Origin of the sequence: Burkholderia sp. Ac-20349 (assembly GCF_017104865.1) — a bacterium.
GTDB classification, from domain to species: domain Bacteria; phylum Pseudomonadota; class Gammaproteobacteria; order Burkholderiales; family Burkholderiaceae; genus Burkholderia; species Burkholderia aenigmatica.
In genome coordinates, this window is the sequence record NZ_JAAGPM010000023.1 from 1 (window position 1) to 12,860 (window position 12,860).

Annotated in this window: 14 protein-coding genes and 1 pseudogene; 6 read left to right on the forward strand and 9 right to left on the reverse strand. The window is 67.5% G+C overall.

Going from position 1 to position 12,860, the window contains the following annotated elements:
* Positions 1-126, forward strand: a pseudogene (locus tag G3N61_RS11185) (IS481 family transposase); the annotation flags it as partial.
* On the opposite strand, the gene G3N61_RS11190 reads toward G3N61_RS11185, so the two are convergent.
* The 5 genes from G3N61_RS11190 to G3N61_RS11210 form a co-directional block, all read right to left on the reverse strand.
* Entirely contained in the window at positions 120-1,196 is a 1,077-nt protein-coding gene (locus G3N61_RS11190) for an alkene reductase (RefSeq protein ID WP_205822405.1), read from the reverse strand. The pseudogene G3N61_RS11185 and the gene G3N61_RS11190 sit on opposite strands and share 7 nt — an antisense overlap.
* 70 nt (positions 1,197-1,266) lie before the next feature.
* Entirely contained in the window at positions 1,267-2,073 is an 807-nt protein-coding gene (dkgB, locus tag G3N61_RS11195; protein ID WP_043180991.1) for a 2,5-didehydrogluconate reductase DkgB, read from the reverse strand.
* A 133-nt stretch (positions 2,074-2,206) separates the two neighbouring features.
* Positions 2,207-3,166, reverse strand: a complete 960-nt coding sequence (locus tag G3N61_RS11200) for a TIGR03571 family LLM class oxidoreductase (protein WP_205822406.1) — start codon at positions 3,164-3,166, stop codon at positions 2,207-2,209.
* Positions 3,167-3,179: 13 nt separating this feature from the next.
* The gene (locus G3N61_RS11205) at positions 3,180-3,503 is read right to left on the reverse strand and encodes a hypothetical protein (RefSeq protein WP_043180988.1); all 324 of its coding nucleotides are present in this window, start codon (positions 3,501-3,503) and stop codon (positions 3,180-3,182) included.
* 29 nt (positions 3,504-3,532) lie between these two features.
* Positions 3,533-4,396 carry an MFS transporter gene (locus tag G3N61_RS11210; RefSeq protein ID WP_205822407.1) on the reverse strand — a complete coding sequence of 288 codons (864 nt, stop codon included), beginning with the start codon at positions 4,394-4,396 and terminating at the stop codon, positions 3,533-3,535.
* A gap of 110 nt (positions 4,397-4,506) precedes the next feature.
* Here G3N61_RS11210 and G3N61_RS11215 point away from each other — a divergent pair, with 110 nt between their 5' ends.
* Positions 4,507-5,448, forward strand: a complete 942-nt coding sequence (locus G3N61_RS11215) for a LysR substrate-binding domain-containing protein (protein ID WP_089451707.1) — start codon at positions 4,507-4,509, stop codon at positions 5,446-5,448.
* An 82-nt stretch (positions 5,449-5,530) separates the two neighbouring features.
* Here G3N61_RS11215 and zwf read toward each other — a convergent pair whose 3' ends face one another.
* Positions 5,531-7,006, reverse strand: coding sequence for a glucose-6-phosphate dehydrogenase (zwf, locus tag G3N61_RS11220; protein ID WP_089451708.1), 1,476 nt, complete (start codon positions 7,004-7,006; stop codon positions 5,531-5,533).
* A 202-nt stretch (positions 7,007-7,208) separates the two neighbouring features.
* Here zwf and G3N61_RS11225 point away from each other — a divergent pair, with 202 nt between their 5' ends.
* Complete coding sequence (locus G3N61_RS11225; RefSeq protein WP_205822408.1) at positions 7,209-7,787, forward strand: TetR/AcrR family transcriptional regulator; 579 nt, start codon at positions 7,209-7,211, stop codon at positions 7,785-7,787.
* A gap of 174 nt (positions 7,788-7,961) precedes the next feature.
* Entirely contained in the window at positions 7,962-8,837 is an 876-nt protein-coding gene (locus G3N61_RS11230) for an SDR family NAD(P)-dependent oxidoreductase (protein ID WP_205822409.1), read from the forward strand.
* A gap of 117 nt (positions 8,838-8,954) precedes the next feature.
* Here the strand turns inward: G3N61_RS11230 and G3N61_RS11235 are convergent, their stop codons facing one another.
* On the reverse strand, positions 8,955-9,575 hold the full coding sequence (locus tag G3N61_RS11235) for an NAD(P)H-dependent oxidoreductase (RefSeq protein WP_205822410.1): 621 nt from the start codon (positions 9,573-9,575) through the stop codon (positions 8,955-8,957).
* 144 nt (positions 9,576-9,719) lie between these two features.
* Here G3N61_RS11235 and G3N61_RS11240 point away from each other — a divergent pair, with 144 nt between their 5' ends.
* Positions 9,720-10,121 carry a helix-turn-helix domain-containing protein gene (locus tag G3N61_RS11240; protein ID WP_205822411.1) on the forward strand — a complete coding sequence of 134 codons (402 nt, stop codon included), beginning with the start codon at positions 9,720-9,722 and terminating at the stop codon, positions 10,119-10,121.
* 28 nt (positions 10,122-10,149) lie between these two features.
* On the opposite strand, the gene G3N61_RS11245 is transcribed toward G3N61_RS11240, so the two are convergent.
* Entirely contained in the window at positions 10,150-10,941 is a 792-nt protein-coding gene (locus G3N61_RS11245) for a hypothetical protein (RefSeq protein WP_205822412.1), read from the reverse strand.
* 252 nt (positions 10,942-11,193) lie between these two features.
* Between G3N61_RS11245 and gcvA the strand changes: the two genes are divergently transcribed.
* Positions 11,194-12,102, forward strand: coding sequence for a transcriptional regulator GcvA (gene gcvA / locus G3N61_RS11250; protein WP_089451712.1), 909 nt, complete (start codon positions 11,194-11,196; stop codon positions 12,100-12,102).
* A 118-nt stretch (positions 12,103-12,220) separates the two neighbouring features.
* Here the strand turns inward: gcvA and G3N61_RS11255 are convergent, their stop codons facing one another.
* Positions 12,221-12,799 (reverse strand): peroxidase-related enzyme, encoded by a 579-nt coding sequence (locus G3N61_RS11255; protein ID WP_205822413.1) that lies wholly within the window; start codon positions 12,797-12,799, stop codon positions 12,221-12,223.
* Positions 12,800-12,860: the final 61 nt, after the last annotated feature.

Consider the following 12,860-nt stretch of genomic DNA (forward strand, 5'->3'; position numbering starts at 1 on the left):
CGCATCGAAGCCCTGGCGAGTTGGCAGCATCACTACAACTGGCATCGGGCTCATAGCGCCATCGGCGGCATTGCGCCGATGGCGAGACTTCCTGCGTCGAGAAACAACCTCTTGACGCTTCACAGCTTGCCGCCGCCGAACAGCGTGTTGCGGTCGTGCGGCGCGAGTGCCGCGCCGGTGCGCAGGCGCTCGGGCAGGTCGGGGTTCGCGACGAACGGGCGGCCGAACGCGACGAGGTCGGCCCAGCCGGCGGCGAGCGCGTCGCGCGCACGCTCGGCGGTGTACGCGCCGGCGTAGATCAGCACGCCCGGGTACGCGGCGCGCAGTTGCCGCTTGAACTCGACCGGCATCAGCGGCGCGTCGTCCCAGTCGGCTTCCGCGATGTGCAGGTAGCCGACGCCGAGTTCGCCGAGCAGCGTCGCGGCCGCAAGGTAGGTCGTTTCCGGATCGTCGTCGACGCAGCCGTTCAGCGTCGTCAGCGGCGCGAGGCGGATGCCGACGCGCGACGCGTCGCCGGTGCCTTCGATCAGCGCCTGCGTGACTTCGCGCAGGAAGCGCAGCCGGTTTTCGAGCGAGCCGCCGTACGCGTCGGTGCGCGTGTTCGCATTCGAGTCGATGAACTGGTTGACGAGATAGCCGTTCGCGCCGTGCAGCTCGACGCCGTCGAAGCCGGCTTCGATCGCATGGCGCGCGGCGGCGCGGTATTGATCGACGATCTCGCGGATTTCGTCGATCGACAGCGCGCGCGGCTCGGATGCCTGCACGAAGCCCGGCGTGCTGCCGTCTTCGCCGGCGACGAACACGTTCACGCCTTTCGCCTGGAGCGGCGACGACGACACAGGTTGTTGTCCACCGAGCAGGCTCGTGTGGCTCAGCCGGCCGACGTGCCACAGCTGCGCGAAGATCCGGCCATGCGCGGCGTGCACTGCGTCCGTCACCTTGCGCCAGCCGGTGACCTGCGACGGCGTGTGAATGCCGGGCGTCCATGCGTAGCCCTTGCCGAGTGGCGCGATATAGGTGCCTTCGCTGACGATCAGGCCCGCGCTCGCGCGCTGCGCGTAATACGCGGCCATCAGTTCGTTGGCTTCGTCGCCGGGCTGGCTGGCGCGCGAGCGCGTCATCGGCGGCATCACGATGCGGTTCGGCAGCGTCAGTGCGCCGAGTCGCAGCGGTTGAAAAAGCGGGTCCGGGGTCATGGGGATGTCCTGTCGGTGCCGCGGCCTGCGGGCCACGGCGGATCAAAGGGTGAGTGACGGGGTGGCGCGTTCAGTCCCACTTCGGCGCGAGGCCGGCCGGGTCGACTTCGCGGCCGTTGCGCTCGAGCGCGGCGATCTGCGCCATGTCGTCGTCGGTCAGGCGCAGCGTCTGCGCGAGCAGGTTGCTCGCGAGGTTCTCGCGCTTCGTCGACGACGGGATCACCGAGTAGCCGAGCTGCAACGCCCACGCGAGTGCGACCTGCGCGGGCGTCGCGTCGTGACGCTGCGCGATCGCGCCGATCACCGGATCGCCGAGCACCTTGCCGTACGCGAGCGTCATGTACGACGTCACGTGGATGCCTTCGGCGTTCAGGAACTCGACGAGCTTGCGGTTCTGCAGGTACGGGCTCAACTCGATCTGGTTCGTCGCGATCGCCTCCTTGCCGACGGCCGCGATCGCCTGCTTCGTCAGTTCGATGTTGAAGTTCGAGATGCCGATCTGGCGCGTGAGGCCCTGCGCCTTCGCATCGGCGAGGGCGGTCATGAACGTGTCGAGCGCGACGCCGTTGTCCGGTGCCGGCCAGTGGATCAGTGTCAGGTCGACATGATCGGTGCGCAGCTTGCGCAGGCTTTCTTCGAGGCTCGGCACCAGCTTGTCCGGCGCATAGTTGTCGACCCAGATCTTGGTCGTGAGGAACAGGTCGTCGCGGGCCACGCCCGACGCGGCAATCGCTTCGCCGACTTCGGCTTCGTTGCCGTAGATCTGCGCGGTGTCGATCGCGCGGTAGCCGACCTCGAGGCCGTTGCGGACCGAGTCGATGACAGCCTGGCCTTGCAGGCGGAAAGTACCGAGGCCGAATGCGGGAATCTTGCTCATCGTGTGCTCCTGGAAGAGTGGAACGGGTTCGCTATGGAAGCCATTCTGGCGTGTTGGATTGGTGAGATAAACGCCGTTGCAGGTCAAAAATATTTGATCTGAAATCAAGTATCGAGAGTGGGTTTTGCCGGCGTCATGCAACGCGTGTCCGCGCGTTTTCATCCGCGTGGAACACCGGCAGCACGTCTGCTGCGATCTCGGCCATCGTTTCGTCGAGCGAGCGGCGGTTGCGGCGCAGATGCAGGCCGATGTGCCGCACGCCGGCGTCGCGCATGGCCGCCAGCTCCCCGATGAGCGCGAGACGCCCCGCGCGGGCGCCGAAGCGGTGCCGCTGCAGTGGCGCGTGCGGGTCTTCCGCGAGATCGAGGTGGATGAAGCTCACGTACGGCTTGTCGCCGGCCACCGCGCGCCAGTTCGCGGCGCGCTGCCGGTGGTCGTCCGGCGAGCCGGGATACGCGAGGCAGCCGTCCATGTGCTCGCCGATCCACGCGGGCGTTTGCTGCGCGAGACCGGCGACGAGCAGCGGCAGCGGCGAACGGGCGGCGGGCAGCACGTCGAGACCGGGCGGCAGGTGTCCGCGCGCGCCGTCGCGCAGCAGCGCGATCTGGTCGCGGAAATTCGCGCCGCGTGACGCGAAATCGCGGCCGAACAGCGGATATTCGACGGGCCGGTCGCCGCTGGCGACGCCGAGCAGCAGGCGGCCGCCGCTCAGTTCCTGGATCGTCGCCGCTGATTTCAGCGTCAGCAGCGGCTCGCGCAGCGGCAGCACGACGGCCGCCGTGCCGAGCAGGATGTCGTTCGTGATGCCGGCGAGGTAGCCGAGATACGAGAAGGTTTCGAACACCTGCGCGGCCTCGCCGAACGCGGGGTCGTACACCGGCACGTCGCGCACCCAGAGCGCGCGGAAGCCGAGCGTGTCGGCCAGTTGCGCGAGCTCCGCATGGATGTCGAGATCGGGCACGCCGGGCCGGCGGCCGTCGCGCTGGCGCTGCGCGTCGCCGGCCGGCGACCAGTCGTTGTCGAGCGGCAGTTCGAGGCCGATGCTGAAGCCGCCGTCGGCGAGTCTGTCGAGTGCAGTGAGAGCAGGGGACATGGTCGGGTTCCGTTCAGATCGCGCGCAGGCTGCCTTCGAGCCGGTAGAAGTCGAGCGACGACGCGGTGAAGAACGACCGCGACGTGCCGGCGGCGAAATCGTCGATATGCACGACCGTCGCGCGGTCGGCTTCCTGCCACGAGATCGCGTAGGTTTCGCCGGCGATGTGCTGCCACGTGCAGGCGACTTCGCCCTTCGCACCCGCGTACGGGCCTTCGGTGATCTCGTAGCGCATGTGGCGGCCGTCATCGTCGTACGCGTTGAGCGCGGTGAGGCCGTCGTAGCGCACTTCGAACGTCTTGCCGGCGAACGGCGGGCGTGGGGTCGATGCGTTCATGGGTGCAGACTCCTGCAAAAAAGTGACGTTCAATGCGCGAGTTGAACCGGTTCGGCCGTGCGTTCCGGCAGGCCAGCGCTGCGGTCGAGCCGGCCGCTCAGTGCGGTGAGCGCGAATGCGCCGAGCGTGACGGCCGCCGCGATCCACGGCGTATGGCCGAGGCCGACGAGCACGAGGCTGACCTGCGACGGCGTGAAGCCGGCGATCTGCTCGAGCAGCGGCGCCATGTACGTGAACGCGATCAGCGACCCGCCGTAGCCGACGGCCGTCATCGCATAGACCAGCAGCAGGCGAGGTTGCGCGAGCACGCGGAACTGGCGGGCGAGCGGCGCGGGCGCCGTTTGCGGCAACCCGCGCGGCACGAACGCGACCGCACCGATGAACGCGACGAGGCCGAACAGCGCGACGACCAGGAAGGTTGCGCGCCAGCCAAAGTGCTGACCGATGAAGGTGCCGAGCGGAATGCCGGCGACGAACGCGACGGTCATCCCGCTGAACATTGTCGCGATTGCGCTGGCGGCCTTTTCCTTCGGCACGAGCGTGGTCGCGATGATCGAGCCGACCGAGAAGAACACGCCGTGCGCGAGGCCGGTGAGGATGCGCGCGACGATCAGCGATTCATAGCCGGGCGCTTGCCACGCGACGAGGTTGCCGACGGTGAACAGCGCCATCAGTGCGGCGAGCAGGGTCTTGCGCGGCACGCGGCCGGTGAGTGCGGTGAGGAGCGGCGCACCGATCGCGACGCTCAGTGCGTAAAGGCTGACGAGCAGACCGGCGGACGGCAGGCTGACGCCGAGGTCGGCGCCGATCGTCGGGATCAGCCCGACGATCACGAATTCGGTGGTACCGATGGCAAATGCGCTGATGGTCAGCGCAAGCAGGGCGAGTGGCATGATGGGTGCTCCAGGTCCGGTGAGGATGGAGCGCAGTGTGCCGCCTTTACTTTTGCCGAAAAACGGGTCTATAAACCAAATTGTTTTGATTTCAAATCAATAGTGCCGCCATGAAGATCACGCTCGACGAACTCCAGGCCTTTACCGCCGTGGTCGATTCCGGCTCGATCACGGCTGCCGCGCAGCAGCTCGACCTCACGGTGTCCGCGGCGAGCCGCACGCTCGGGCGGCTCGAGGAGAAGCTGAAGACCACGCTGCTGCGCCGGACCACGCGCCGGCTCGAACTGACCGAGGAAGGGCGCGCGTTCCTGCAGGACGCGCGCGCGATCATCGAATCGGTCGAGACGGCGGAGGAGCAGATGCTCGCGCGGCGCGAAATGCCGTCGGGGCGGCTGCGTATCGATGCGGCGACGCCGTTCATGCTGCATGTGATCGTGCCGCTCGTGCGCGGCTATCGCGAACGCTTCCCGAAGGTCGAGCTGGAGCTGAACAGCAACGAGGGCATCATCGACCTGCTGGAGCGGCGCACCGACGTCGCTTTCCGGATCGGCAGGCTGAAGGATTCGACGCTGCACAGCCGGCGCATCGGCACCAGCCGGATACGCATGCTCGCGAGCCCCGCGTATGTCGCGGCGCACGGCCAGCCGCGCAAGGTGGAGGATCTCGACAAGCACACGCTGCTCGGCTTCACGCAGCCCGAATCGCTGAACGTGTGGCCGATTCTCGGTACCGATGGCGAACCGTGCCGCATCGAGCCCGGCATCCGGTCGTCGAGCGGCGAGACGCTCCGGCAGCTCGCGCTCGATGGCGCGGGCGTCGCGTGCCTGTCGGATTTCTTGACCGCGCAGGATCGCGAAGCGGGCCGGCTCGTGCAGGTGCTCGCGCGCCAGACGCTCGAGGTCGAGCAGCCGATCCACGCGGTGTACTACCGCAATACCGCGATCTCGTCGCGGATCGCGTCGTTCGTCGATTACCTGATCGAGGCGCTGGGCGGCGGCGGCAATGAGGCGCCGGGACGGCGCAAGGCTCCATCGTGGCTGGAGCCGCGGTAGGCGGCAGAGGGACGGGGCGGGGCGCGCCCCATTTGAGGTGCGATCCGGCGTGCCGCACTGGCGGCACGCCGTCGTGCGGCGGTTACGCCTCTTCAGACCACGACATCCCGTCGCGCGCGAGCAGCGCCGACGAAGCCGCGGGACCGAACGTGCCGGCCGTGTACAGGCGCGGCCGGTCGCCGAGCTGCTTCCAGCCGTCGAGGATCGGCTCGACCCACGACCACGCGGCTTCGAGCTCGTCGCGGCGCATGAAGTGCGTGAGGCGGCCGCGGATCACGTCGATCAGCAAACGCTCGTACGCTTCCGCGCGCCGCTCCGGAATCGCCTGCTGCAGGTCGAGGTTCAGGCTCACGGGCACCATGTTCATCCCGCTGCCCGGTTCCTTCGCGAGCATCTGCAGCTGGATCGACTCTTCCGGCTGGAGCTGGATCACGAGGCGGTTGCTGTAGTGGCGCGGGCCGGTCGGGATGATCGAGAACGGCATGTCCGCGAACTCGATCACGATTTCCGACTGGCGGCGCTGCAGCCGCTTGCCGGTGCGCAGGAAGAACGGCACGTTCGCCCAGCGCCAGTTGTTGATGTGCGCGCGCAGCGCGACGAAGGTTTCCGCGCGGCTGTCCGCCGGCACGTTGTCTTCCTCGAGATAGCCCTTCACCGGCTGGCCGTCGACCGCGCCGGCCGTGTACTGGCCGCGCACCGTGTCGCGCGCGACGTCGGCCACCGCCATCGGCCGTAGCGAGCGCAACACCTTCAGCTTCTCGTCGCGCACCGCGTCCGGGTCGAGCGACACGGGCGGTTCCATCGCGACGATGCACAGCAACTGCAGCAGGTGGTTCTGCACCATGTCGCGCAGCGCGCCGGTATGGTCGTAGAAGCCCGCGCGGCTGCCGACACCCACCGACTCCGCCACCGTGATCTGCACGCTGCGGATGCTGGGCGCCTGCCACAGCGGCCCGAAGATCGGGTTGCCGAAACGCAGCACCATCAGGTTCTGCACGGTTTCCTTGCCGAGATAGTGGTCGATCCGATAGATCTGCGATTCCTCGAAGTGCTTGCCGACCGCATCGTTGATCGCCTTCGCGGACGCGAGATCGTGGCCGAGTGGCTTCTCGAGGACGACGCGTGAGTGCTTGTCGACGAGGTGCGCGGCCGACAGGTTGTCGCAGATGGTGGTGAACAGCTCCGGCGACGTCGACAGGTAGAACACGCGGATCGCATCGCCGCGCGCCGCTTCCGCGAGCCGCAGGTAGTCGTCCGGCGCGTTCACGTCGATCAGCACGTACTTGAACAGGTCGAGGAAACGGCTCCAGGCCGCGGCGTCGAACGCCTTTTCGTCGATGAACGGGCGCGACTGCTCGTCCATGAACTTGCGATAGCCGTCGATGCCCCAGTCGCGGCGGCCGACCGCGATGATGCGTGTCTCGGGCGGAAGGTTGCAGTGCAGGTGCGCCATGTACAGCGCGGGCAACAGCTTGCGGGCGGCCAGGTCGCCGCCGCCGCCGAAGATGATCATGTCGACGGGCCGGTCGGCCGCGGTCTGAGTAGGCTGATTCGTCATGGGAGGTTCGCGGTGTGAAACGGTGAACGTGAAACGAACGTCAAGGCACCGGGCGCCGATACGTGAACGCACCAGTACGTGAAAACGCTAATAGTGCCCGGTTTTGACGGATTGTGTATGGGTTCGCCCGGATGTAACAGGCCTTGCATTCCGCATGATCGCCCCATTATGATTGAGCGCTCACTCATTAAAGGAATCGAACGTGGCCCGACCGCGCAGTCCCGACAAGCACGAAGCCATCCTCGCCGCGGCCGCTCGCGCGCTCGCCGAGGACGGCGCAACCGCGACGACCGCGCGCATCGCGCGGCTCGCCGGCGTGGCGGAAGGCACGGTGTTCACGTATTTCGAGACCAAGGACGCGTTGCTGAACGCGCTGTACGTGAGCCTGAAGGCCGGGATGCGCGAAGCGATGATGGCCGGGTTTCCGGAACACGCGCCGGTCGAGCAGGCCGTGCGGCATGCGTGGAACGGTTATGTGTCGTGGGGCGTCGCGAATCCGGACGGGCGGCGCGCGCTGCAGCAGCTCGGCGTGAGCGGGCGCATCGACGATGCGCATCGCGCGGCCGGCGCCGAAGGCTTCGGCGGGATCAATGCGCTGCTGCGCGAGCAGGTGGCGGCGTCGGGCGCGCTGAAACTCGACGAAGCGCATGCGTTCTGCGCAGCGTTGTTTACGTCGATCGCGGAAACGGCGATGGAGTCGATCGCACGCGATCCGGCGCGGGCCGATGCGTACCGGGAGGCCGGGTTTCGCGCGTTGTGGGCCGTGTTGCACGCGGTGTGAGGCAAGAGTTGCCGTCGTGGCGGCGTGTGCGGTTTCACGCTCACGCGCCGCGCCGGTGACGGGTAGCGGGTTTCAGGCAGGGCGATGGAGGTCATGAACGACCGGTACATCGCCGTTATTAATGAGTGAGTAATCATTCATTTTGTGGTTTCACTACGATCAAGGAGTGGAAAAATGTCGAAAGTCTGGCTGGTAACAGGGGCCGCGCGCGGCCTGGGGCGAGCGATTTCGGAAGCCGTGCTGGCGGCGGGCGACCGGCTGGTGGCCGGTGCGCGCGATCCCGGGCGGCTGGCCGATCTGGCCGAGCGTCATGGTGACCGATTGCTGCCGGTCGCGCTCGACGTCACCGATGAAGCGGCGGCCGCGCAGGCCGTCGCGGCGGCACGCGACGCGTTCGGCCGCATCGACGTGCTGGTGAACAACGCGGGCTACGGCCACACGGCGCCGTTCGAGCAGATGGGTGCCGACGATTTCCGCGACCAGATCGAAACGAACCTGTTCGGCGTGATCAACCTGACGCGTGCGGTGTTGCCGACGATGCGCGCGCAGCGCGCGGGACACATCTTCCAGGTGTCGTCGGTCGGCGGGCGCACGTCCACGGCCGGCTTGTCCGCGTATCAGGCTGCGAAGTGGGCGGTCGGCGGGTTCAGCGACGTGCTGTCGAAGGAAGTCGCGCCGTTCGGCGTGCGCGTCTGCACGCTCGAGCCGGGCGGGATGCGTACCGACTGGGCCGCGCAGGCGAAGCGCGGCGTCGACGGTCTGCTGCCTGACTATCAGCCGTCGGTCGGGAAGATTCTCGAGCTGCTCGGCGCGTACGGCGGCCACGAAGTGGGCGATCCGGCGCGGATCGCGGCGCTGATCGTCGAGCTGTCGCGCCGCGAGGATGTGCCGATGCGTTTGCTGCTCGGTGGCGACGCGCTGTTCGTGTGCGAGCAGGCGGAGAAGCAGCGTGCGGAAGAGGCCGCGCAGTGGCGTGACGCGACGCTGTCGACGCAGTTTCCGGATGCGAAGCTGCCGGACGGGCTGGAGGCACTGAAGGGGCTGGAGTGAGCGCTGACATTCGCCGTGCTACCCAGGCGGCGTGAGCGGCTGACCGATGCTGGCGCATGCACCTGCGCGCCGGCATCGGTCGGCAGTGCCCATGCGATCGACGGGTGCGCCTTCGTATCAACCAGCCTGTTCCACCAGCGCATGCAATGCCTGCCCGGTTTTCGCGATCGCCGCTTGCGCCGCCTCCGCACCCTGCGAGGTGCCTTCGACGCGCAGCTCGCGGACGTCGGTGAGGCCGATGAACCCGAGCAGATGCTTCAGGTAACCGGTCTGGTAGTCGAAGGGTGCATACGGGCCGTCGGAATAGACGCCGCCGCTGGCGGTCACCAGATAGACCTGCTTGCCTTCCAGCGTCCCGGTGACGCCGCTTTCGCCATAGCGAAACGTGACCTGCGGCCAGATCACGCGGTCGAACCACGCGCGCAACTGCGTGGACGGGCCGAAGTTGGTCATCGCCGAGCCGATCACGATGATGTCGGCGGCGCGCAGTTCGTCGACCAGCACTTCCGCGAGCCCGACTGCCTGCGCCTGTTCCGCGCTGCGTGCTTCCGGCGGCAGCGTGCGGCCGACGATGTACGCGTCGTCGATGTGCGGAAGCGGCTCGGCGGACAGGTCGCGCAGGGTCACTGCGTCCGCGCTGTCGTCCTGCGCGAGCTGGCGGGCGAGGTCGTGCGCAAAGCGCGTGGACAGGCTGTCGATGCTGCGGGGGCTGGATGTGATCAGCAGGATGCGGCTCATGAGCATTCCTTTAAGGATAAGATGAGAACCCGGTAACTTTTGATAACTCGGTTACCAAAAGGCATGTGGAATGCTAGGGTTCGCGCCCGAACGCCACAAGAACGCACAACGTTGTGCCCCAGTTACATCGATGTACCCGACACCATGGCCTGCTCCAACCGAAAAGACTGCGAGACGACGCGCGAGATCCTCGCCCGGATCGGCGACAAGTGGAGTCTCTACATCATCGTCACGCTGAACCACGGTTCGCGGCGCTTCAACGAACTGAAGCGCGATATCGACGGGATTTCGCAGCGCATGCTGACGTTGACGCTGCGCGCGCTGGAGCGCGACGGGCTGATCACACGGACGGTGTTCCCGACGATTCCGCCGCGGGTCGACTATGCGCTGACGCCGCTCGGCGAAACGCTGCTGGAGCCCGTGAGGGCGCTCGTTTCGTGGACGGACCAGAACAGGCAGCCGATCGCGGACGCGCAGCGGCGCTTCGACGACGCGGCCGAGGCCGAGCCGGAACCGGGTGAGGGTGTCGTTTATCGGAGTCGATAGGCGGGCGCGACGCACCGCCCGGTTCGGCTTACTCGGTCGACACCGCGACCGGCACGCGCATCCGGTATAGCGACACGGCCTGAACCGCGAGCGTGCAGACGATCGCGAGCCCGTAGGCCGGCACGAGGTGCAGCCGCGTGAGCGTCAGGCTCAGCACGTGGAAAAACGCGGCGAAGCTCAGCAGCCCGGTGGCCATCCCGCGCATCAATTGCTGCGCGGCGGCCGGGCCGTTCATGCGATGCGCGAAGACGGCCAGGATGATCACCATGAACGGGAACGACGCGAGCACGCCGCTCGTTTCCGGCCCGACGTAGGGCGCGATCATCGTCACGCCGACCACGAGGCCCGCGATCAGCACCATGCGCAGCGGCAAGTCCCAGCGCGGCGGATCGAGCCGCGCGGCCCTGACCGGGCTGGCAGGCACGATGCTCAGCACGAGCGCGACCGCGAGGATCGCGATCAGGAACAGGCTCGTCTCCGGCAGCGCGCTCGCCTTGAGCAAAAACGCGACGACGGAAAACGCGACGACGGAAAACGCGATGCCGGCGCCGGCCAGCGCAGCGGGCCAGCCGCGTTTCGCCAGTTTGCAGTAGGCGATGCAGAAGGCGGCCTGCCCGGCGGTGGCGACGAGCGAGCCGGCCGTCGCGTGCGCGGCGAACGCCGGGCCGTGCTCCAGCGCGAGGAATACCGACACCGGCCCCGACGTGAGCGGCAGTCCGACCAGCAGCCCGCCGATCGCTTCGCCCCAGCGGCGCGCGGCGAGCGTGGCCGCCACGAGCAGCAGCGGGGTGGCGACGAGCTTGAAAAGAAGATGATCCATGATGAGCGTTACGTCCCGGCGCCTGCCTGCCTCGAATGAAGCGCGCGCCGGGCGTCGCGGCTTCAGGCACGAAGCGCAGCCGCGATGCCGGCGCCGACATGCGACGCAAGGCGGTGCACGAGCGCATTCGCCATATCGGCCGGCACGGCCGTCGATTGCTGCGCCTGCCTTCGATAGTGCGAGCCGCCGCCCGCGCTGACAAATCATTTATCGACATACAATGCGTGAGTCCAACTCACACGTCACGTCATCGTGTTCGACCGGCTTCCCCCGCTGCAAACGCTGCGCGCCTTCGAGGCGACCGGCCGGCTGTTGAGCATGACGCTGGCGGCCGAGGAACTGCACGTCACCCACGGCGCGGTGAGCCGGCACATCAAGAACCTCGAAGCCCATCTCGGCGTCGCGCTGTTCCGGCGCTTGACGCGGCGCATCGTCCTCACCGAGGCCGGCGCCGAATTCCTGCTGGACGTGAACCGCACGCTGGGCGAGCTGACGAAGGCGGCCGAGCGGCTACGCGCGCACGACAGCGTCACGCGGCTGAAGATCAACGCGAGCGTGTCGTTCGCGAACAAGTGGCTCGCGCCGCGGCTGCACCGGCTGAAGGCGCTGCATCCGGAACTCGACATCCATCTCGACGTGACCGACGCGCACGTCGACCTGAACGAAGGCGAGGCCGACGTGGCGATCCGCTACGGCAGCGGCCGCTATCCGCGCGTGCTGGCCGAGCGGATTCTCGAGGAAACCGTGACACCCGTCTGCAGTCCTGCCTATCGCGCGAAGATGGGCGGGCTGACGTCGGTCGAGAGCATCGCCGGCTGCACGTTGCTGCACGAGGACCGGATGCTGGCGAACTGGGAGCAATGGTTCGCGCTGGCTGGGATCCGCGGGGTGCGCAGCGATCGCGGGCCGGCGTACAGCCACGGCAGCCTCGCGATCGAAGCGGCGATGCGCGGCGAGGGCGTCGCGCTCGGGCGCAGCGTGATCGTCGCGGACGACATCGCCGCCGGGCGTCTCGTCGCGCCGTTTCCGCAGTACGCGTTGCAGGCCGAGCGCGGTCACGACCTGATCTACCGGATCGGCAGCCGCGACGATCCGAAGGTGTGTGCGTTGCGCGACTGGCTCGCGGAGGAGATCCGATTGTTTTTGCACGGGACGAGCTGAACGCCGGCGACCTTGGCCGCTGCGGCGGGCACCTTTGCGCTCGCGTCCTTCAACGACACGACGGGCGGGCGCGACGAACGCACCGCGTCCCGCCCGCGCGGCCGAGCAGCGTGCGCGCTCAGCGCCCCAGCGCGTAGAACTCCGCATTCGGCCGCATGTTCGTCACGTTCGCGATGCGGTTGGACATGCCGAAGAACGCCGAGATCGCCATGATGTCCCACACGTCTTCTTCGACGAAACCATGCGACTTGAGCGTGTCGAAGTCTGCTTCTCCGACCAGATGCGCGGCCTGCGACACCTTCATCGCGAAGTCGAGCATCGCCTTCTGCCGGGCGGTGATGTCGGCCTTGCGGTAGTTGGTGGCGACCTGGTCGGCGATCAGCGGATCCTTCGCGCGAATCCGCAGGATCGCACCGTGCGCGATGACGCAGTACTGGCACTGGTTCACGCTGCTGGTGGCCACGACGATCATCTCGCGTTCGGCCTTGCTCAGGTTGCCCGGCTTGTCCATCAGCGCGTCGTGATAAGCCATGAACGCGCGAAACTCGTCCGGACGATGCGCGAGGGTCAGGAACACGTTCGGGATGAAGCCCGACTTTTCCTGGACGGCCTCGATGCGTTCGCGAATGTCCTCGGGCAAATCGTCGAGCGCGGGCACGGGAAAGCGGCTGATGGGGGCGGTGTTTGCGGCGGTCATGAGGTCTCCTGGATAAAGTGGCACGGGCGCGCTCGATGCGCGAGCCGCCGTCCGGATAAAG

Bases quoted from the DNA above. Each gene is read 5' to 3' on its own strand.
- zwf (WP_089451708.1), bottom strand. From the start codon at position 7,006: ATGACGAATCAGCCTACTCAGACCGCGGCCGACCGGCCCGTCGACATG.
- G3N61_RS11245 (WP_205822412.1), bottom strand. From the start codon at position 10,941: ATGGATCATCTTCTTTTCAAGCTCGTCGCCACCCCGCTGCTGCTCGTG.
- G3N61_RS11240 (WP_205822411.1), top strand. From the start codon at position 9,720: ATGGCCTGCTCCAACCGAAAAGACTGCGAGACGACGCGCGAGATCCTC.
- G3N61_RS11200 (WP_205822406.1), bottom strand. From the start codon at position 3,166: ATGTCCCCTGCTCTCACTGCACTCGACAGACTCGCCGACGGCGGCTTC.
- G3N61_RS11215 (WP_089451707.1), top strand. From the start codon at position 4,507: ATGAAGATCACGCTCGACGAACTCCAGGCCTTTACCGCCGTGGTCGAT.
- G3N61_RS11190 (WP_205822405.1), bottom strand. From the start codon at position 1,196: ATGACCCCGGACCCGCTTTTTCAACCGCTGCGACTCGGCGCACTGACG.
- G3N61_RS11205 (WP_043180988.1), bottom strand. From the start codon at position 3,503: ATGAACGCATCGACCCCACGCCCGCCGTTCGCCGGCAAGACGTTCGAA.
- dkgB (WP_043180991.1), bottom strand. From the start codon at position 2,073: ATGAGCAAGATTCCCGCATTCGGCCTCGGTACTTTCCGCCTGCAAGGC.
- G3N61_RS11230 (WP_205822409.1), top strand. From the start codon at position 7,962: ATGTCGAAAGTCTGGCTGGTAACAGGGGCCGCGCGCGGCCTGGGGCGA.
- G3N61_RS11255 (WP_205822413.1), bottom strand. From the start codon at position 12,799: ATGACCGCCGCAAACACCGCCCCCATCAGCCGCTTTCCCGTGCCCGCG.
- G3N61_RS11210 (WP_205822407.1), bottom strand. From the start codon at position 4,396: ATGCCACTCGCCCTGCTTGCGCTGACCATCAGCGCATTTGCCATCGGT.
- G3N61_RS11235 (WP_205822410.1), bottom strand. From the start codon at position 9,575: ATGAGCCGCATCCTGCTGATCACATCCAGCCCCCGCAGCATCGACAGC.